Here is a 22049-nt window from a genome sequence, read left to right as displayed (position 1 = left end):
GTTTTTTTAATCCAGAAAAGGAATGATTCTTTGAAATTTTTAAAAAGTTTGATTATTACCATATTAAGTATCGCTGTCTTAAGTGGCCTTGTATTCAGTGGTATGTGGTTAATAACAGGTCATTTTTCAAATAAAGGAGTGATTACGGTGCCACATACAAAACAAACCATGAAATTAGTTTCACTTGGCGATTCCTTAACCGAAGGCGTGGGTGATACAACCAATAAGGGTGGCTTTGTACCATTAATAAGTGCAAAAATTGATGACAATCAAAATATGAAAACGACAACCTCTAACTTTGGTTTGTCAGGAGATCGAAGTGATCAAATCTATGATCGCTTAAAACAACAACCTGAAATGCAAAAAGCACTGTCAAAAGCGACAGCAATCACTTTAACAGTTGGTGGTAACGATTTACTACAGGTTATTCAAAAAAATATTCTATCAAATGACGCGTCAAAGTTAACTAAAGCGATTAATAATGAGGAAGTGACGTATCTAAAAAAATTAGAAGAATTATTTAAGGAAATTCGAAAATATAATCCAGATGCTCCTATTTATACTATTAGCGTTTATAATCCTTTTTACGTTTATTTCCCTAGTATGAGTAGTATGACGACGATTGTTCAATCTTGGAATAATACAACCAAGAAAGTGATTAAAACTGATGGAAATAGCTACTTTGTGGATGTTGCAAAACAACTCTCTGAAGGCCAATATTACGGTAAGAAAAGTACCCTAACTAAAACTGCTGATAGTTCTGATTTGTCTGGTTTATCCGGACTTAACCTTGAAAAAGTTCTACAGGAAAAGGACGAGAAAAATGATTACATTTCTGTAACGGATCATTTTCATCCGAATAATAAAGGTTACGAAAAAATGACCGAATTACTCTATAAATCAATGCAAGAAAATCATTTATTTAAATAATAAGGAGACTTATGGCTAAGAGATCAGAGCAGATTAAACTTAAAACGAAAAAAAATATTAACGCATGGAAAATCGCATTCATCGTACTACTTTCTTTATTGATTGGGACGGTACTTTACCTATCAATTGGCGCTATGAGTCAATCTAAAGACCAAAAAGCACTAGTAACTCAAACCAATTCAAAGGCGACAAAGAGAACAAATCTAAGCGTTGAGATGAATAAAGATCAATTAAACGGGACAATCAATTATTATTTAAAATCAATCCAGAAAGGGCAGTCAATTAAATATCGATTTTTGGTAGATAAGTCTGCTATCCTAATGGGTACAACAAAAGTACTGGGTCAAGATGTTTCATTCACATTATATTCTGACCCAATTGTAACTTCTAGTGGTGATATCGTACTAAAAGCGAAGTCAGTCGCCGTGGGTGCGTTACCTGTTCCCAAAAAATTCATCATGAATTATGTAAAAAAAGCATATGATCTACCAAGTTGGATTACAATTGATAGTAAAAATCAGACAATTGTGCTTAACTTAAAAAAGTTAGATATTGAAAATGGTATACAAGCCAGTGCTACGAAAATTGATTTAAAAACAAATGTTTTTAAATTCAATGTTTCTATCCCTTTAAATTAAATGAGGTAAATATTTATGAGACAAACATTCTATCAATTTTTAATGACCGAACGAAATGATCACGGTACGGATGAAGTGGCCCAATTTGCAAACAATGCTTTTTTCGATCAAGGTTTTCCAAAGTTGTCGGATAACTATGATTTCGTATCTAATTATCTTGAATTAAATGCTGGTTATTTACCCTCAATGACAATCTTTGATGATGCTTGGGCACGATATTTAGATAAAATGAATTAGTGGAGGTTCTGAACAGTGAAAGAAGAAAAAGACGTAAAACGATTTAAATTTGATCGTCATTTCTGGACGTTGGTAGGCTCAATCTGTTTGTCATTTATTATTGGAGCTGCCGCAATGTATTTTTTTGCAATTAGACAAATTAATACCGCAGTTGGTTCATTACAAGCAACTAGTGCAGATTTATCTAAGATTGAATCTGTATACACAACGCTAAATAACTCGTACTACAAGGACATAAGTAAAACGAAACTGGTTAATGGTGCAATCAATGGCATGGTTGACGCAACGGGCGATAAATTTACAGCCTATTTAGGTAAAGCTGATGCGACAAATTTAGATTCGTCAATTTCTAGTAAATTTGTCGGAATAGGCGCCGAAGTTAAGATTAATAAAAAGAATATTCAAATTGTTTCAGCTATTAAGGGTACCCCGGCTAAAAAAGCCGGTTTAAAAACAGACGATATTATTCAGAAAATAGATGGTAAGTCAGTTTATGGTGAAAGTTTAGAAAAAGCTGTTTCGAAAATTCGAGGTAAAAAGGGAACGACCGTTAAATTAACTATTCAACGTGGATCATCAACATTTAACGTTTCAATCAAACGAGATGATATTCCCGTTAAAACGGTTTATAGTAATCTTTCAAAAGAAAATAAGAAGATCGGTTATATTCAAATTAGTACGTTTGCGGAAAAAACATCTGATGAAGTTAAATCAGCGGTTAAGTCACTTAGAAAAGAAGGCGCAACATCATTCGTACTTGATGTTCGTGATAATCCGGGTGGTCTGATGGACCAAGCGTTAGCTATTAGTTCGATGTTCTTAAAAGATGGCAAAAAAATTATGCAAGTTCAACCAAAAACGGGTTCTCCCGAAATATATAAAGCCGGTAAAGAATATGATTCTGGATTTAAAGTGACAGAAAAGACAGTTGTGATCATTAATAAAGATAGTGCAAGTGCTTCTGAAATTTTGGCGGCTGCACTCAATCAATCTGCAAACGATAAATTAATTGGTGCAACCTCATATGGAAAAGGGACTGTTCAAACCGTTAATAACTTTACGGACAAAACTGAACTAAAAGTAACAATTGCTAAGTGGTTAACTCCTGATAGTTCATGGATACACGGAAAAGGAATTAAACCAACCGTCGCTGCGGACTATCCCGCATATGCATATTCATCATTAATTGACACGGATAAGACATATAAAAAAGAAGATGTTTCAACTCAAGTTAAAAATATCCAAATCTATTTACAAGCGTTAGGATACTATACAGATAAAAATAATGGATACTTTGGTACATCAACAGTTACCGCCGTTAAATCTTTCCAAGAATCAAACAAGTTAGATCAGTCCGGTGAAGTTAATAAAGAAACTGCTTTAAAATTAGAATCTTTAGTTCAACAAAAGATTTCAAAGAACGATCCCGCTTACGATGCGGCAATTAAAGCAGTTATAAATTAATAGAAGCGTGAAGAGAGTGAAACTAAATAGCGGAACTCTCTTCTTTTTGTGCAGAATTTAAGGTATTCTGATTAAGAGTGTTAAATATAAAGAATTAAGCAAGTTAATCGAAAGTTTTCTTGGCTTAACAAGGAGAATTTAAATGACAGTTATTCAATGGTTCCCAGGACATATGGCGAAAGCTTTAAGACTGGTAAAAGAAAAGTTAAATTTAGTAGATATTGTGCTTGAACTGGTTGATGCAAGGTTACCTGAATCATCTAGAAATCCACAACTTGAACAATTACTTGAAACTAAGCCACATATTATGGTTTTAACAAAAAAAGACATGGCGGATCCGAATGTGACGGCTCGTTGGTTACGCTACTACGAAAGTAAAGGAATTCCTGCGGTTGCTGTAGACAGTCAGCATGGACAATTAAGCGCAATTGAGAAAAAAATTAATGTTGTTCTAAAAGACAAACTAGCATTGAGAGAGAGTAAAGGCATTATTCAACAACGCGTTAAAGTAATGTGTATTGGAATTCCTAACGTCGGTAAATCAACATTATTAAATCATTTAGTGAATAAAAATGTAGCAATAACTGGGAATAGACCCGGCGTAACAAAAGCACAACAATGGTTAAAAGCTGGTAAATCAATGTCCCTTTTAGATACTCCAGGTATTTTATGGCCAAAATTTGAGGATCAAGAAATTGGCAAGCGTCTCGCTTTAACGGGTGCAATTAAGGATTCCTTGTATGCGAAAGATGATATCGCCTTATATGGGTTAGAACATTTTAAAAAAACAAATCCAAAAGCATTGCAAGAAAAATACAAGTTAACTGATGAACAAATGCAATTAAGTAATGTTGATTTATTATTAGAATTAACGAAAAAAATGGGCTTTAAAGAAGATTACGATCGTGCAAGTGAACGAATTATCTTCGATATTAGACAAAGTAAACTTGGTAGATATACTTTAGAAATCCCACAATTAGGTGGCGAATAAGCGTGCCTGAATTTACTATCTCACAAATAAAAACGCAATTACTTGATAACCCTTCGAAGCAGTTTATTCAAAAAATTGCTGACGATCCTCGTAAAGGAGCTATTGCGCTTTTAACACAGTATCGTAGGAAACAAACAAAACTACTTGAACAACAAGAATCTTTTAACCGTAGATTGACGATAGAAAGAAATCTTTGGCAGAACGGTATTCCTTATATTGCCGGAATTGATGAAGTTGGCAGAGGACCACTGGCCGGGCCGGTAGTTAGTGCTGCAGTTATATTGCCACACGATTTCAATTTAATTGATGTGAATGATTCAAAAAAACTATCTGCTGCTAAGCGAGAAAATTTGTACGGTCAAATATTATCTCAAGCAATTTCTGTTGGCATATCTGTAATAGACAGCCAAGTAATTGATGAAATTAATATTTACCAGGCTGCACGAGTTGCTATGTTAGAAGCCGTTAATTCATTGGATATAAAGCCACAACAATTGCTGATTGATGCAATGACAATTGATAGTGATATTCCACAAGAAAGTTTCATTAAGGGTGATTCAAAGAGTGCTAGTATTGCAGCAGCAAGTATCGTTGCTAAGGTTTATCGAGATCATATTATGAAATTTTATGATGAACGTTATCCAGGATATGATTTTGCACATAATGATGGTTATGGCACTAAAAATCATTTGGCAGGACTCGATGAGTTAGGGATTACCGATATTCATCGTCGAACGTTTGAACCAATTAAATCAATGTTAAAAAAATAATTATTTGAATACGTACCTTATTAGTATTAACTAATAAGGAGAAATCATGACAATAAGAGATGTATTAATTAAACTTAGATTATGTTCAGAAATTACGTATATTGGTGAAAATAAAATCTTTGACTGGCTTCAACAAAATCCAGATTGCCAGGAGTTACCGTTGTCATTAATCATCAGTATTTTAAAGCTTAATGGCGAAAAAAGGGCAAAACTGATTAAATCGTTTAATAGCAGCTCATTACAAAATGAAGTGAGCGCTAATAAATTGAATTCTGTTGTGGTAACTATCATCGATAGAGATTACCCATTTCGATTGAAAGAATGTTATCGACCACCAATTGTTCTGTTTATGCGAGGCAATTTGAAACTGTTAAATCAGCAATCATTAGCAGTTGTTGGTGCACGACAAAGGACAGGTTATTCAATAGAAGCAATTCGATTATTACTACCCGATGTTGTTCGAAATAATAAAGTGATCGTAAGCGGACTTGCGGCTGGGGTAGATACATTGGCACATCAGTTTTCAATTGCGAACCAGGCAGACACTATCGCTGTTATTGGTACAGGACTAGATATTTATTATCCAAAAAATAACAAAAATTTACAAATGGAGATTGCCCAAAAAGGTCTTTTAATTTCCGAATATGGCCTTCATACGGGACCACGCCGAAATCATTTTCCGGAACGAAATCGTATCATTGCTGGCCTTTGTGAGTGCCTATTAGTAACTGAAGCTAAACATCATAGTGGGAGTTTAATAACGGCCAATTTGGCGCTACAAGAAAATAGAACGGTATTGGCTGTTCCAGGCGCTATCTCAAGCCCCCTTTCACTAGGGTGCAACGAATTAATAGTAGCGGGGGCCACACCAGTTATTAATGGTCAACAAATACTGGATGAGTTCTATGAAAACTGATTACGCTTGACAAGTCTCTCTATCATGCTTTAAGATTACTTACGATTTTAAAAAATGTTATTGCAATACAATATAAATACGACGAAGGAGTTCAATTATGCCAGTAACCAAGAAGAAAAAAAGAACACCAGCTAAGAAAAATCTAGTTATTGTTGAATCCCCTTCTAAGGCTAAAACAATTGAAAAGTACCTTGGGAGTGGTTATCATGTCGTAGCCAGTCTTGGACATATTAGAGATTTACCACGAAGTAAGATGGGCGTAGATGTCGAAAATAACTACGATCCGCACTACATTTCCATTCGTGGAAAAGGCGATGTTATTAAAAGTTTAAAAAAAGAAGCCAAGAAGGCTAAAAATGTTTATCTTGCAGCCGATCCTGATCGTGAAGGTGAGGCAATTGCCTGGCATTTATCTCATATCTTAGATTTAGATATCACGGCAAAAAATCGTGTTGTCTTTAACGAAATTACTAAAGATGCTGTTAAAAATGCTTTTACTGATCCCAGATCAATTGATATGAACCTAGTGGATGCACAACAAGCACGTAGGATCCTTGATCGACTAGTTGGATATTCAATTAGTCCATTACTTTGGGCCAAAATAAAAAAAGGATTAAGTGCCGGACGCGTTCAATCAATCGCTTTGAATTTAATTATTGAAAGAGAAAAAGAAATCCGAGCATTTGAACCTGAAGAATATTGGACCATTGATTCTGAATTTAAAAAAGGTAAAGAAAAATTTGATGCTGCTTTCTATGGTGTTGATGGAAAGAAAAAAGCATTAAAGAATAATGATGACGTTCAAAAAGTAATGACACTAATTGATACGAAAGCCAATTTTGATATTACTGCCGTAACAAAAAAAGAACGTAAGCGATTCCCGGCACTGCCATTTACGACTAGTACAATGCAACAAGATGCCAATAGAAAATTGAATTTTCGTACTAGAAAAACAATGATGGTTGCGCAACAATTATATGAAGGAATCCATCTTGGAAAACAAGGTACGGTAGGATTAATCACCTACATGCGTACGGATTCAACTCGTGTATCTACAACAGCTAAGCATGAAACAGCTCAATTTTTACATGAAAAATACGGTGAAGAATACGCTGCCATCAAACCCCGAAAAGGTAAATTGCAAGAAGGTGCGCAAGATGCGCATGAGGCTATTAGACCCTCATCTGTACTACGAACACCTGCTTCGATGAAAGATTATCTAAGTAACGATCAAATGAAATTATACAAATTAGTTTGGTCACGATTCGTTGCTAGTCAGATGACTCCAGCGGTTATGGATACTATGTCCGTATCTATTGAACAAAACGGGGTTATTTATCATACTTCGGGTTCTAAAACTAAATTCGCGGGTTATACAAAAATATACGAAGACAACAAAAAATCAGATAATATATTACCTGATTTAAAGGTTGGCGATAAAGTTAAGTTGGCTAAAAATCAGCCTAATCAACATTTTACACAACCGCCAGCTAGATTTACTGAAGCTAATCTAATTAAGATACTTGAAGAAAATGGTGTTGGTCGTCCTTCAACATACGCGCCAACATTAGATACAATTCAGAGACGTTATTACGTTAAGTTAGTTGCTAAACGTTTTGAACCAACTGAATTGGGTGAAATAGTAGATGATATGATTGAAGCTTATTTCAGTGATATTGTAAATGTTAAATTTACCGCTGAGTTAGAAAAAGGGCTCGATAATATCGAAGTCGGTGATGAAAATTGGGTTCAAGTCGTTGATAACTTTTATAAACCATTTTCTAAAAACGTTGAACATGCGCAAGAAACAATCGAAAAGGTTCAAATTAAAGATGAACCAGCTGGCTTTGATTGCGAAATTTGTGGATCACCAATGGTTGTTAAAATGGGGCGTTATGGTAAGTTTTTCGCATGTAGTCGTTTTCCAGATTGTCGCAATACAAAGGCAATTGTCAAAGAAATTGGCGTTATCTGTCCATTGTGTCACCAAGGTGAAGTAATTGAACGTAAATCTAAGCGTAATCGCTTATTCTATGGTTGTTCAAGATATCCAGACTGTGAGTTTGTCTCATGGGATAAACCAATTGGGCGCGAATGTCCTAAATGTCAACATTATTTAGTTGAGAAAAAAGTAAAAGGTGGCAAACAAGTTAAATGTAGTAACTGTGATTACGAAGAAGCTGTTCAAAAATAAATCTAGCAGGGAGATTATGTAATGACAAAAACGAGCGTTAATGTAATTGGGGCTGGACTCGCGGGTAGTGAAGCTGCATGGCAGATTGCTAATCGAGGGGTTCATGTTAACTTGTATGAGATGCGCCCCATTAAAATGACACCAGCTCATCATACTGAGAACTTCGCTGAACTTGTTTGTACCAATTCTTTGAGAGCCAATCAAATAACAAACGCAGTTGGACTTCTAAAGGAAGAAATGAGACAGTTAGATTCTGTAATTATGAAATCGGCAGACCATAACTCAATCCCTGCTGGTGGTGCGTTGGCCGTTGATCGCGATAAGTTTTCTGGCGAAATCACGGATTTAGTTAAGAATCATAAAAATGTTACCGTTATTAATGAGGAGCTAACAGAATTACCAGATGGTCCTACAATTGTGGCCACTGGACCATTAACGTCATCTGGTTTGGCTGAGTCTATCAAGAAATTAAATGGTAGTGACGGTCTATATTTTTATGACGCTGCCGCACCAATATTAGAAAAATCATCATTAAATATGGATAAAATATATTTAAAATCGCGCTATGATAAGGGCGAAGCTGCATATCTTAACTGTCCTATGACTAAGGAAGAGTTCATAACATTCTATAAAGCTCTTGTGGAAGCTGAGACGGCTGAAATGCATGATTTTGAAGATGAAAAATTCTTTGAGGGTTGTATGCCAATTGAAGAAATGGCTAGAAGAGGCGCTAAAACGATGTTATTCGGTCCATTAAAACCAGTTGGTTTAGAGGATCCTAAGACTGGTAAAACACCTTTCGCGGTTGTTCAATTACGTCAAGATAATGCTGTTGGTGATCTATATAATATTGTTGGCTTCCAAACGCATCTAAAATGGGGCGAACAGAAAAAAGTCTTCTCTTTAATTCCGGGTTTAGAAAATGTCGAATTTGTTCGTTATGGCGTTATGCATCGTAATACATTTATGCGCTCGCCTGACACCTTAGAACCAACCTATCAATCTAAATTCCGAAATGATCTATTTTTTGCCGGTCAAATGACTGGTGTTGAAGGTTACGTTGAAAGTGCCGCAAGTGGCTTATTGGCAGGCATAAATGCTGCACATATTGTTTTAGGAGAAGAACCTGTTGTTCTTCCTAAGACAACAGTTATGGGTTCTATGGCTCATTATATAACACATGCAAGTGGTAAACATTTTCAACCAATGAATGCAAACTTCGGCATTATACCTAAATTAGGGACAAAAATTAGAGATAAGAAAGAAAAGAATCAAGCGGTTGCAAATCGTGCTTTAGACCATTTAGCAATTGTTAAACCAACTCTTTAAATATTTGCGAAATATCTTATAAAATAATTGAGTTATGCTTCATTGTTGTGCTACAGTAGTAGCGTTCAATGAAGTTTTTTAATACAATAAAATAAGTAATATTGGAGGAATTTATTATGGCAGCAGTTTCATTTCATGCAACAACAATTTGTGCCGTTAAGCATAACGGACATTGCGCGATGGCCGGAGATGGTCAGGTTACAATGGGTGAAAAGGTTATTATGAAGGGAACCGCCAGAAAAGTTCGCCGCATCTATAATGATCAAGTGGTCGTTGGCTTCGCTGGTAGTGTTGCTGACGCTTTTAACCTTGAAGAACGTTTCGAAAAAAAATTAAATGAATTTAGTGGTAATTTGCAGCGTGCCGCAGTTGAATTGGCTCAAGATTGGCGTAGTGAACAAGCATTACAAAAATTAGAAGCTCTTTTAATCGTAATGAATAGTGAAGAGATGTTATTGGTTTCTGGTAGTGGTGAAGTTATCGAGCCTGATGATGATATTTTAGCAATTGGCTCTGGTGGTAACTTTGCGTTATCCGCTGCAAAGGCACTTAAACATCATACAACTGATATGTCTGCTAAAGAAATAGCTGAAGCTTCAATTAACATTGCTGGTGATATTGATATTTTTACAAATCATCACGTTATCTCTGAAGAATTATAGAAAGTAGGTAAAATTATGACTGTTATTGATAAAACACCAAAACAAATTGTAGCAGAACTAGATCAGTATGTTATTGGTCAAAATGATGCAAAAAAAGCGATTGCTGTTGCGTTACGTAATAGATACCGTCGTATGCAACTCTCTAAATCAATGCAAAAAGATGTGACACCAAAAAATTTAATGATGATTGGACCAACTGGTGTTGGTAAGACTGAAATTGCCCGTCGTTTAGCAACAATGCTTGAAGCCCCATTTGTGAAGGTTGAAGCAACAAAATTCACCGAAGTTGGTTACGCCGGCCGAGACGTAGAATCAATGGTTCGTGATTTAGTTGATGTTTCAATTAAATTAGAAGAAGATGCTCAATATGGTCGTGTGTCTGGAGCGGCTGAAAGAATGGCTGATAAGCGTCTTGTAAAATTATTGGTACCAGGAATTAAAAAACAAAAAAAAGCTGAAAATGTTAACTTCATGCAAATGATGTCCCAAATTCAAAAAGGTCAAATGCCTGCAGGATTGGACGTACAAGATGAAGAAGAAGTAACTGATGATATCAGAAATGAACGATTATCTGTTTCAGAACAATTGACTAGAGGGCTATTAGAAAATAATGAAGTCACAATCAAAATTGATGAACCAAAACAACCTTCTGGAATGAACGGTATGATGGGTCAAATGGGGATTGATTTAGGTGATTCTTTAAGTGCTTTAACACCAAAGCGTCAAATCGAAAGAACGTTAACGGTGGCGGAGGCTCGCAAGATTCTAATTCGTGAAGAATCGAAAAAATTAGTTAATACAGCAGATATAAATCAGGCGGCTATTGAACGCGCCGAAAATACGGGTATTATTTTTATTGATGAAATTGACAAAATCACTTCTAAATCTCAGAAAAATAGTGGTGAGGTTTCAAGAGAAGGTGTTCAACGTGATATCCTTCCAATCGTCGAGGGCTCTCAAATCTCAACAAAGTTTGGTCCCATTAATACGGATCATATTTTATTTATTGCATCAGGCGCATTTCATGAAAGTAAACCAAGTGATTTAATTGCGGAACTTCAGGGTCGTTTTCCAATTCGAGTTGAGTTGGATGATTTAAGTCAATCCGATTTTGTTAAAATTTTAACAGAGCCTCATAATGCGTTGATTAAACAATACATTGCTTTAATTGGCACTGATAATATAAATGTCACTTTCACAATTGAAGCGGTTGAAAAAATATCTGAAATTGCTTACAATGTCAACCATGATACTGAAAATATTGGCGCGCGACGTCTGCACACTATTTTAGAAAAACTACTTGAAGATTTATTGTTTGAAGGTCCTGACATGCAAATGGGCGATATCACAATTACTGAAAGCTACGTTGACGATAAAATTGGTAACATTGTCGCTGATAAAGATCTTAGTCGTTATATCTTATAGAAATGGGTGAGTAGAATGACAGTTGAATTGAAGAATGATTTTATCACAGTTAAAATTTCTGAAGAAGGTGCCGAATTAGTTAGTATTAAGGGTATCGACACTGAAATTGAATACATCTGGCAAGCTGATAAAAAATACTGGGGAAGACACGCACCAGTATTATTTCCAGTCGTTGGCCGATTAAAAAATGATGAGTACGAATATAATCAACAAACGTACAAAATGGGGCAACATGGCTTTGCCCGTGATATGCTTTTTACGGTAATCTCTAAGACCGAAACATCAGTCGTACTAGACTTAGGCTCATCCCCAGAAACAAAATCAAAATATCCGTTTGATTTTAGATTAAGATTACATTATATTTTGGCTAACCATCAAATAAAAGTTATCTATGATGTCTATAACCCAGATGAAAACGATTTATTATTTTCAATTGGTGGACATCCAGCGTTCAATGTCCCACTTAAAAACGCGTATTTAGATTTAGAAAATTATCAAATTGATGTTGCACCAAATGTTGAGAGACGTCAAATTCCGTTAGTTGGTCCTTTTAATGATATGGAGAATGCCAAATCAGTTAAGTTTAATGAGCCAATTAAACTATCTCGTGAGACGTTCAAAAATGATGCTCTAATCTATGAATTGAACCAGGAAGAAACGACTGTACTACTCTCAACACCCGAAGATGATCATGGTGTTTCAGTCACAGTAAATAACGCTGACTACGTTGGTATCTGGTCTAAATATCCCGAAAATTCACCATTTGTTTGCATTGAACCATGGTGGGGTTTAGCGGATAACGTTAAATCAACTGGAAAATTATCCGACAAGGGTGATATTCATGTGTTAGAAGAAAATCAATCGTTCGAAGGATCATATGATATTACAGTATTTTAAGACAAAAAAATCGATGACAATGTCATCGATTTTTTTTATTTCGTAAATATAATCCAAGTCCAAAGGGGACCATGCTCTCGGTACCATTAAAAATACGACTTATATTGCCTCTATGTTTATAAATAACAAATATAGTCAGAATTCCAGCAATTGTTGCTAATAGCCAATCTTGGAATAAAAGTGCAGCAATCGTAATGCCGATAAACCCAAGCACGCTGGCAACACTTACCATACTCGTTAAAAGAATCAGCGAAATAAAAATTGTACAAGCGATTGCGAAGAATAGTGGGCTATATGGCAACAGGATTCCCGCGCCAGTAGCGACAGCCTTACCACCTTTAAACTTTGTGAAAATTGAAAATGTATGACCGGCAACTGCCCCTACACCAATCAATAGTGGACTAACAGTTGCGGCAACGCCAAACATATACGGAAGACTTGCAGCAATAATCCCTTTTGAAACATCCATCACTAAAACAATCGTCCCCGCTTTTGGTCCAAGAACTCGATAAGTATTAGTTGTTCCGACGTTTCCGCTACCAAATTCTCTAATATCCTTTTGGTAAAAATATTTTCCAATCCAGACCCCGGATGGAATTGATCCTAAAAGATAAGCAATTGTTAACATTAATAAAATTGTACCCATAAATAAAGCACTCCTCTCGACCGATAATCCGATAAGTAGTATTTTAACATTCTTTTTAGAAGACACCAATTTTTTTATAAAATAGAACGTCTATTCGGATTTTTCTTTACATTTCAAAAAAGAATGGGTTATTATAGTAACGTTACTGTAGGAATACGGAGTAAGGGAGTTTGACTGAATGACTAATCTAAATAAAAACAAATATAATGATGATTCAATTCAAGTTCTCGAAGGACTAGAAGCGGTTAGAAAACGACCTGGTATGTATATTGGGTCAACAGATAGTAAAGGATTACATCACCTTGTCTATGAAATTGTTGATAATGCAGTCGATGAAGCCTTGTCAGGATATGGTTCACAAATAGATGTCACAATCCATAATGATAACAGCATCACTGTTGTAGATTACGGACGTGGTATGCCAATCGGTATGCATGCGTCAGGAATCCCAACTGTCGAAGTTATCTTTACCGTCTTACATGCTGGTGGGAAATTTGGCCAGGGTGGGTACAAAACATCGGGTGGCCTTCATGGAGTTGGCGCAAGTGTTGTTAACGCGTTGTCTTCATCGTTAACGGTTGATACCGTTCGTGATGGCGTTCGATATGAAGAAAAATTTGAAAATGGTGGCCATCCAGTTGGCACTTTAAAAAAATTAGGCGCAACAAAACGAGCAAACGGAACAACGGTTACCTTTAAACCAGATGAGAGTATTTTTTCAACGACAATCTATAAATATGATATTTTAGCCGAAAGACTAAAAGAATCTGCCTTTTTGTTACGTGGCGTTAAAATCGTTCTAACAGATGAAAGAACAGATAAACAAGATATCTATCATTTTGAAGATGGGATTAAAGAATTTGTCGCCTATTTGAATGAGGATAAAGATACGATTGGCGAAGTGATGTACTTCGATGGAATTAAAGATAAAATTGAAGTTGAAGTTGCTGCCCAGTACAATGACGGTTATTCAGAGAACCTAATGTCCTTTGTTAACAACGTTCGAACAAAAGATGGTGGTACACACGAAGCTGGAATGAAATCTGCTTGGACTAAAGCTTTTAACGAATATGCCAGAAAATTAGGTCTTTTAAAAGATAAGGATCGTAATTTAGAAGGTAGTGATGTTCGAGAGGGCCTTTCAGGCGTCATTTCAGTACGAATACCTGAAGAGTTACTCCAATTCGAGGGACAAACTAAGGGGAAACTTGGTACACCTGAAGCAAGGTCTATCGTTGATAGTGTTCTGAGCGAAAAACTTGGCTTTTATTTGATGGAAAATGGTGAGTTTGCTCAAGAACTTGTTAGAAAATCAATTAAAGCTCGCGAAGCCCGTGAAGCGGCTCGTAAAGCTCGCGATGATTCGCGAAATGGTAAAAAGAAAAAGAAAAACGATCGCTTACTTTCAGGTAAATTAACACCCGCACAATCAAAAAATGCTAAGAAAAACGAATTGTTCTTAGTCGAAGGTGATTCTGCCGGTGGTTCAGCTAAACAAGGGCGAGAACGTAAATTTCAGGCTATTTTGCCATTACGCGGTAAGGTCTTGAATACTGAAAAAGCAAAATTACAAGATATTTTAAAAAATGAAGAAATAAATACAATGATTTACACGGTCGGTGCTGGTGTTGGCGCTGAATTCAAAATTGAAGACAGTAACTACGATAAAATTATTATCATGACCGATGCTGATACCGATGGCGCACATATTCAAACACTATTATTGACGTTCTTTTATAAATACATGCGTCCTTTAATTGACGCTGGTAAAATTTATATCGCTTTACCACCTTTATATAAAATTCAAAAAGGGACAGGTAAAAAAATGGAAAGCATTTACGCCTGGACTGATGAAGAACTTAATAAAGCTACAGCACAAATTGGACGTGGCTATAATCTACAACGTTTTAAAGGTCTTGGTGAAATGAATGCAGATCAATTGTGGGAAACAACCATGGATCCAATGACAAGAACTTTAGTTAGAATTCGAATCGATGATCCAGCACTTGCAGAAAAACGAGTAACAACATTAATGGGCGATAAAGTAGAACCTCGTCGAAATTGGATTGAAGAAAATGTTCAATTTTCACTCGAAGAAGACGGTAGTATCTTGGATAAAGTCGCAAGTAAACAAGTTACTGATTCAAATGCTGATGACCCTGAATTAACATTATTTGAAGATCAAACAACAACTGACTAGGGAAGGAGGATATCAACTTGGCTATAGAACAAGACACATCAAAAATTCAAGAACTAACTTTAGAAGATGTTATGGGTGAACGATTTGGTCGTTATTCCAAATACATTATTCAAGAACGTGCGTTACCTGATATTCGTGATGGTTTAAAGCCCGTTCAACGTCGTATTTTATATGCTATGAACCAAGATGGTAATACCTACGATAAGGGATTTAGAAAATCAGCCAAATCAGTCGGAAATGTTATGGGTAATTTCCATCCTCATGGTGATAGTTCGATATATGAAGCCATGGTTCGAATGAGTCAAAATTGGAAATTACGTACACCCCTTATTGAAATGCACGGTAACAACGGGTCAATGGATGGCGATTCTCCAGCCGCAATGCGTTATACGGAAGCTCGTACAAGTAAAATTGCAACTGAGATGCTACGTGATATTGAGAAAGAAACCGTTGATTTCGTATTAAATTTTGATGACACAGAATATGAACCAACAGTCCTACCGGCAAGATTTCCTAACTTATTAGTAAATGGTGCTACCGGAATTTCAGCCGGATATGCAACTGAAATTCCACCTCACAACTTAAGTGAAGTTGTAGATGCCGTTGTCTACCTAATTGGACATCCTAACGCAACGTTAGACAAATTAATGTCATTCGTTAAGGGCCCTGATTTTCCTACTGGCGGTATTTTACAAGGACTCTCTGGTATTCAAAGCGCATACAAAACGGGTCGTGGTAAGGTCGTTGTTCGTTCAAGGACTGAGATTCAAGAGTTAAAAGGTGGAAAGACGCAAATTATCATCTCTGAAATTCCATATGAAGTGAATAAAGCTGTACTTGTAAAAAAGATGGACGAAATTCGCTTACTTAAAAAAGTTGATGGCATTGCTGAGGTTCGTGATGAAAGTGATCGTGAAGGATTACAGATCGCCATTGAATTAAAACGTAACGTTAACGCCCAAGGCATTCTAAACTATTTGTTTAAAAATACTGATTTACAAATTTCGTATAACTTCAACATGGTCGCAATCAACAATCAACGACCTGAATTAGTTGGTTTGAAGAAATTTTTATCATCATACTTGGAATATCAGTTAAGTGTTACCAAAAAAAGAACTGAATTTGATTTAAAAAAGGCTGAGTCTCGTCAACATATCGTTGAAGGCTTGATTAAGGCCCTTTCTATTTTAGATCGAGTTATTAAGGCAATTCGCGCAAGTAAAGATAAAAAGAGCGCTAAAGTAAGCTTAATGGAGCTTTTCGACTTCACAGAAAAACAAGCTGAAGCCATTGTATCCTTACAACTGTACCGTTTATCTAATACAGATGTAACTGCGCTTGAAAAAGAGAACGCAGAACTTGCTGAAAAAATTACTGGATATAAGGCAATATTAGCGGATCCTAAGATGTTGTCAGATGTTGTTAAAAAAGAATTAAAACAAGTATCAAAAGAATATGCCACACCGCGTATGACAGAGATACAAGAACATATTGAAGATATTAAGATTGAGACTGCCGTCTTAATTACACCTGAAGACGTTCAAGTTCTGGTCAGTCATGATGGCTACCTTAAACGCAGTTCATTACGTTCATTTAATGCTTCTGGCGTAGATGAGAACGGCTTAAAGGATGAAGATCGTATTGTATTCAATGAATCCGTTAATACTTTGGATCATTTATTTATGTTTACAAATAAAGGTAATATGATTTACCGACCAATCCATGAAATTACGGAAGCTAAGTGGAAAGATACTGGCGAACATATCTCACAAACGATTGGATTAGATAATGATGAATATCTAATAAAGGCATTTTCTTTCAAAAAGGTTGATGCTCCTGGTAAATTTGTTTTTGCAACAAAAAACGGATTTATTAAACAGACTGCAGTTTCAGATTTACAACCCGGCCGAACGTATAAAGGGCACGCAAGTAAGTTTATGAAACTAAAATCAGCTGATGATGATGTTATTCTGATTTCATACCTCAAAGAAGACGATAATTCATTATTTATCTTTAGTGCTTCACATGATGGTTATGGTCTGAGATATCCGCTTGAAGAGGTTCCCGTTGTCGGTGCTAAAGCTGCTGGTGTGATTGCAATGAATCTGAAACAAGACGATTTTGTTGCTTCAACCTGTTTAGTATCCGAAAATAGTCAAATCGGATTATTAACGCAACGCGGTTCATTTAAACGTATGTCTGTCTCAGAAGTAAGTTCGACGAGTAGGGCAAAACGTGGTGTTCTCATTCTTAGAGAGCTTAAAAAAGAGCCTCACAAGGTAATTGGCGTTAGACCAATTACTAAAGAAGTAAATTTAAGTGTTATTACTGAAAGTGGTAATGAATTCATTGTTGAACCAATGTCATACCCATTGTCAGACAGATATTCGAATGGATCATTCATAATCGATACGGCTCAATTGGGTATGCCAATTTTGTTAAGTGAGATTAAATAATAATTAAATTCTTTGAAAAAAGGCAAATTAGTTTGCTCTTTTTTTTTATTACGCTTATTATATTAATATGGCTACTATTATTTAGAACTTGAGGGGACACGGATAATATGAAAACAAAGCAAGAAAATATATTTTCATCAAAAACGTTAACATATTTTTTGCAACTTGCGGATATTATGAATTATACGCAAGCGGCCCAAATATTAGGAATTACGCAACCAGCGTTAACACAACAAATTAAAAAATTAGAAAGAACAGTCGGTGCACCATTATTTTATTCTGTAGGTAAAAAATTACATCTATCAGACGCAGGTTACACCATGTTAGATGCAACACATCAAATTTATGAAACATTAAATAAAGCAACCAATGAGATTCAACAATCAACCAGTGCCACACAAGGGGAAATTACTATTGGCATTTTGGCTTCGATTGAAGATGAAGTATTTGATGATTTTGTAATTGAGTATTATAAGAATAATCCAGATATTATTGTGTCGTTTCACTTATTAACGCGCAAAGAAATTTGGAGTGAACTTGAGAACAATAAAATCGATCTAGCCATCATGTATCTTCCAGACGAAAGTATTAAAAATTGGAAGCCATATGAGAGTAAGAAAATTTTTACTGAAGATCTATTATTTCTACATCATAATGAAAAATTGGCTTCCAAAAAGAAGGTTAAGTTACAAGAGACAATTGATAACGTTTGGGTGACTTATCCAAGTGATTACTATCTTGATAGAACAATTAAGACAATTTATCAAAGTCAATTAGTTAATTTACCAAAGAGTGTCGCTCGTTTTACATCGCCTTCACAAATTTTAAAATTTGCTCGTGCAACTCATGCTTACACGGCATTACCAACTTCATTTTTAGCTGCTCATCCTGAGGGGAAAGATCTTTGGACTTCTCATTTTGAACCAGAAATTAAATTCGATTTATCTTTTGTTTTTAGAAAAGATAAAGATGAAATACCTAGAAATGAACATTTTTTAAACGCCTTTGACCAATTTTTAGATGAAAAAGATTATATGACACGCCTTAAAGAAATTAATGAAAACCAAGGAGATAATAATAATGACTAAACAATTAGTTTTTGGGCATCAAAGTCCTGATACAGATGCCGTAGTTGCTGCAAAAGCATTTTCATACTTACAAAACAAATTAGGTTTCGATACTGAAGCCGTTGCGTTAGGTTCGCTAAGCGAAGAAACAAAATTTGTTTTAGATTACTTTAACGAACCAGAACCAAGAATCATTGAAACAGCTAAAAATGAAGTAGAGTCAGTTATGTTAGTTGACCACAATGAATTTCAGCAAAGTGTCTCTGACATCGCTGATTTGGTTGTTACAGACGTTGTAGATCATCATCGCATTGCTAACTTTACAACTAATATGCCACTTAACTTCCGTTCAGAAGCTGTTGGTTGCTCAAGTACGGTTATTTGGAAGATGTTTAATGAAAATGGAATTGAAATTCCTGCTAATATTGCTGGTTTAATGATGTCAGCTATTATTTCAGATACATTATTATTCAAATCACCTACAACTACACCAGTTGACGTTGAAGCAACAAAGGCACTTTCTAAAATCAGTAATACTGATTACAACGTGTACGGCTTAGACATGCTAAAAGCTGGCACTAATTTATCAAGCAAAACTGAAGAAGAATTAATTAATGGAGATGCCAAATCATTCGATATGGCTGGAAAAACTGTCCGAGTTGCTCAAGTAAATACAGTTGATTTAGAAGAAGTCTTTAATCGTGAAGCTGCATTGGTTTCAGCAATTGAAGCTGATAGTAAAACGAACAACTATGACTTATTCTTATTACTTGTTACAAACATTCTAGACAGCGATTCTGAATTACTTGTTGTTGGCGAACCAAAAGAAATGGTTGAAAAAGCCTTCAATAAAAAACTCGTTGACGACAAACTATCATTACCTGGCGTTGTTTCAAGAAAGAAACAAGTTGTTCCTCAATTACAAACAGTATTTGAAGCATAATAAGTATTTAGAAAGTTTAGATCTCAAGTCTAAGCTTTTTTATTTTAAGGAGAATTTAACATGAACCCCGAAGAGCAAATTCAAGCAGTTAAAAAGTACGCACAAAAGAAGCTATCAGCAGATGCTTCTGGACATGATTTTGCTCATATAGAACGAGTCGTAGCAAATTCAAAAACAATTGCGTCAGAGCTCCATAATATCGATTATTTGGTTATTGTTCTAAGCGGTTATCTGCATGACGTCGTCGATGACAAAGTAATCACAAATGTTAAAGAAGAAACCGACAATCTAATTACTTTTTTAGAATCAATTAAATTATCTACTAATCAAATTAGTAGTATCTTGACTATTATTCAATCTATTTCATTTAAAAAACAACTTTCAAATGAATCAATCACATTATCACAAGAAGCAAAGATTGTTCAAGATGCAGATAGATTAGATGCAATTGGTGCTATTGGAATTGCGAGAACATTTTACTACGGCGGACATGTTGGTAGTAAAATTTATGATCCACAACATGGACCTAGAGCGAATATGTCTCCTGAAGAATATCGGAACGTTGATAATCAAACGGTTATTAATCATTTTTATGAGAAACTGCTCACATTATCAGACTCAATGAAAACTGCTCCAGGAATGAGATTAGCCAAGAAAAGACATCGTATTATGTTGGATTTCCTTGAGAATTTTAAAGCCGAGTGGGACGGACAGGCGTAAATAAAAACGATTAACTCAAATATTTGAGTTAATCGTTTTTATTTATAATTTATTAATGGCATTGCGTTGCTCTTCATCAATCATATGCGTATACAGTGCAGTCGCACTCGTTGAACTTTGTCCCAGTTGTGTCGCAACAAGTTGCTCATTTTTTGTTTCTAAATATAACTTAGATGCAAGCGTATGTCGTAATTTATGTGGTGTTACGCGAACTTTAAATGCGGAAGAGTATTTGGCAACCAACTTTTCGATAGTGCCGCTCTCAATTCTTTTTCCACTTCCCCGATAGGAAGAACAAAATAATGCTTTTTCAGTTTTGTCCGTTTTATAATTTATCGTTCGAACTTCAATATATTTAACGAGATACGGAATTACCCAGGGCGCAATCGGAACGGTATCCTTTTTACCACCTTTTCGAATAACAGTAATATTATTCGTTTTTAAATTTAAATCGGGTAGGTCGCTGTTAGCAACTTCCGAGACACGTAACCCACTGCCAAGCATTAACGCATTAATGGCTATATCCCGATCCTTATCACGTTTAAAAAAGGAGAGACCTTTAGGTTTCAGTAAATCAGCATATTTTTGATCAATGAAATTAATATAATCTCGATCTTCAGTACCTAACATTAATTTATCCTTGATGTTAGCTGCTCGTGTTGCGAAAGTTTCATTATCTTTTACCACTGTAATTTTCTTCATCACATTACGGTAAAAATAGGGCTCCCCATCTTCTTTTTCTGTTTCCTCGGAAAGATACCTGAAAAGAGAAGAAATCGCTGTTAGAGACCTATTTACGGTACTTCTCGAGAGCTGAGTATTACTATTAGCATTATTAGATTTACTTCTTGAGAGTAGGGAAGACTTATATAGTTCCATATCTTCTTTTTTTAAGTGTTCTAAAACACCAATGTCAATTGTTTTAATTGATGTTTCATTAACGATTCCTTCAGCTATCAACCATTCAAAAAAACGTCTAAATTCCGTTAAATATTGGTATAAAGTTGCATTTGATAGGGGAATCGTCGATTTAGATTGGTAATACTCTTGCGCATACCAAGGTTGCTGCTGTAATTCATTTTCGATTAATTCTAAATACTTTTCTTTTCTCAAAAAGACACCTCACTTATTAAATCAATTTATGTTTAGAGAATACCATATAAGGGAGCTCATTTTCAACTTTCGTTAAAGTATAAATAAAAATCTAATATCTGTGTTATTAAGCTTAGTATCCATTAAATCAAGACATATGTGAGCAACAATTATCTATTGAAACATTTTGATGACTGAAAAACATCGATTTATGTATTTCAATTAACCATGAGTATGGGTAGATTGTCAAACTAGGAATTATGATCTGATTACAAGTTTAACAACCAGCAATCAGATCATAATCAGTTATTAGCACAAATTATCGGTTGGTCTATTAAATTGTATCAAAGACTAACTAGAATAAATAAAATCAATACAGTTATCATTGAAATAATATTAGAGTTACTTTTTAACTATTATTATTGAGAGTGAGACTTAGAAAATAAATTGGAGTTGACTATAATTTAAAGAA

19 protein-coding genes are annotated in these 22049 nt (G+C 35.3%); 17 read left to right on the top strand and 2 right to left on the bottom strand.

The window, feature by feature from the left end:
• Positions 1-30: 30 nt before the first annotated feature.
• From FC66_RS01215 to FC66_RS01160, 12 genes are all read left to right on the top strand, one after another.
• Positions 31-930 (top strand): SGNH/GDSL hydrolase family protein, encoded by a 900-nt coding sequence (locus tag FC66_RS01215; protein WP_057973548.1) that lies wholly within the window; start codon positions 31-33, stop codon positions 928-930.
• 11 nt (positions 931-941) lie between these two features.
• Entirely contained in the window at positions 942-1568 is a 627-nt protein-coding gene (locus FC66_RS01210) for a YpmS family protein (RefSeq protein ID WP_057973547.1), read from the top strand.
• Positions 1569-1577: 9 nt separating this feature from the next.
• Positions 1578-1805 carry a YozE family protein gene (locus FC66_RS01205; RefSeq protein ID WP_191978429.1) on the top strand — a complete coding sequence of 76 codons (228 nt, stop codon included), beginning with the start codon at positions 1578-1580 and terminating at the stop codon, positions 1803-1805.
• Between the two features lie 15 nt (positions 1806-1820).
• Positions 1821-3269, top strand: a complete 1449-nt coding sequence (locus FC66_RS01200) for a S41 family peptidase (RefSeq protein WP_057973545.1) — start codon at positions 1821-1823, stop codon at positions 3267-3269.
• 142 nt (positions 3270-3411) lie between these two features.
• Positions 3412-4260 (top strand): ribosome biogenesis GTPase YlqF, encoded by an 849-nt coding sequence (gene ylqF / locus FC66_RS01195; RefSeq protein ID WP_057973544.1) that lies wholly within the window; start codon positions 3412-3414, stop codon positions 4258-4260.
• Positions 4261-4262: 2 nt separating this feature from the next.
• Positions 4263-5030 carry a ribonuclease HII gene (locus tag FC66_RS01190; protein WP_057973543.1) on the top strand — a complete coding sequence of 256 codons (768 nt, stop codon included), beginning with the start codon at positions 4263-4265 and terminating at the stop codon, positions 5028-5030.
• 46 nt (positions 5031-5076) lie between these two features.
• Positions 5077-5946, top strand: coding sequence for a DNA-processing protein DprA (dprA, locus tag FC66_RS01185; RefSeq protein ID WP_057973542.1), 870 nt, complete (start codon positions 5077-5079; stop codon positions 5944-5946).
• A 97-nt stretch (positions 5947-6043) separates the two neighbouring features.
• Positions 6044-8140, top strand: coding sequence for a type I DNA topoisomerase (gene topA / locus FC66_RS01180; protein ID WP_057973541.1), 2097 nt, complete (start codon positions 6044-6046; stop codon positions 8138-8140).
• A 21-nt stretch (positions 8141-8161) separates the two neighbouring features.
• Positions 8162-9469: an FADH(2)-oxidizing methylenetetrahydrofolate--tRNA-(uracil(54)-C(5))-methyltransferase TrmFO gene (gene trmFO, locus FC66_RS01175; RefSeq protein ID WP_057973540.1), complete on the top strand. Its 1308-nt coding sequence runs from the start codon at positions 8162-8164 to the stop codon at positions 9467-9469.
• A 116-nt stretch (positions 9470-9585) separates the two neighbouring features.
• Positions 9586-10131, top strand: a complete 546-nt coding sequence (gene hslV, locus FC66_RS01170) for an HslVU peptidase proteolytic subunit (RefSeq protein ID WP_057973539.1) — start codon at positions 9586-9588, stop codon at positions 10129-10131.
• 15 nt (positions 10132-10146) lie between these two features.
• Entirely contained in the window at positions 10147-11556 is a 1410-nt protein-coding gene (gene hslU / locus FC66_RS01165; protein WP_057973538.1) for an ATP-dependent protease ATPase subunit HslU, read from the top strand.
• Positions 11557-11571: 15 nt separating this feature from the next.
• A complete protein-coding gene (locus FC66_RS01160; RefSeq protein WP_057973537.1) occupies positions 11572-12453 on the top strand; it encodes an aldose 1-epimerase family protein in 882 nt (293 codons plus the stop codon).
• A 22-nt stretch (positions 12454-12475) separates the two neighbouring features.
• On the opposite strand, the gene plsY is transcribed toward FC66_RS01160, so the two are convergent.
• Positions 12476-13099: a glycerol-3-phosphate 1-O-acyltransferase PlsY gene (plsY, locus tag FC66_RS01155; protein ID WP_057973536.1), complete on the bottom strand. Its 624-nt coding sequence runs from the start codon at positions 13097-13099 to the stop codon at positions 12476-12478.
• Positions 13100-13277: 178 nt separating this feature from the next.
• Between plsY and parE the strand changes: the two genes are divergently transcribed.
• From parE to FC66_RS01130, 5 genes are all read left to right on the top strand, one after another.
• Entirely contained in the window at positions 13278-15299 is a 2022-nt protein-coding gene (gene parE / locus FC66_RS01150) for a DNA topoisomerase IV subunit B (protein WP_057973535.1), read from the top strand.
• A gap of 71 nt (positions 15300-15370) precedes the next feature.
• On the top strand, positions 15371-17755 hold the full coding sequence (parC, locus tag FC66_RS01145; RefSeq protein WP_057973646.1) for a DNA topoisomerase IV subunit A: 2385 nt from the start codon (positions 15371-15373) through the stop codon (positions 17753-17755).
• A 107-nt stretch (positions 17756-17862) separates the two neighbouring features.
• Entirely contained in the window at positions 17863-18843 is a 981-nt protein-coding gene (locus tag FC66_RS01140; RefSeq protein WP_057973534.1) for a LysR family transcriptional regulator, read from the top strand.
• Positions 18836-19765 carry a manganese-dependent inorganic pyrophosphatase gene (locus tag FC66_RS01135; protein ID WP_057973533.1) on the top strand — a complete coding sequence of 310 codons (930 nt, stop codon included), beginning with the start codon at positions 18836-18838 and terminating at the stop codon, positions 19763-19765. The genes FC66_RS01140 and FC66_RS01135 overlap by 8 nt, the downstream gene beginning before the upstream one ends.
• A gap of 60 nt (positions 19766-19825) precedes the next feature.
• A complete protein-coding gene (locus tag FC66_RS01130; protein WP_057973532.1) occupies positions 19826-20485 on the top strand; it encodes an HD domain-containing protein in 660 nt (219 codons plus the stop codon).
• 42 nt (positions 20486-20527) lie between these two features.
• On the opposite strand, the gene xerS is transcribed toward FC66_RS01130, so the two are convergent.
• Positions 20528-21598, bottom strand: a complete 1071-nt coding sequence (gene xerS / locus FC66_RS01125) for a tyrosine recombinase XerS (protein WP_057973531.1) — start codon at positions 21596-21598, stop codon at positions 20528-20530.
• Positions 21599-22049 lie beyond the last annotated feature (451 nt).

Origin of the sequence: Dellaglioa algida DSM 15638, from assembly GCF_001434695.1 — a bacterium.
Lineage (GTDB): Bacteria > Bacillota > Bacilli > Lactobacillales > Lactobacillaceae > Dellaglioa > Dellaglioa algida.
This window is presented reverse-complemented; position numbering and strand designations above follow the sequence as displayed.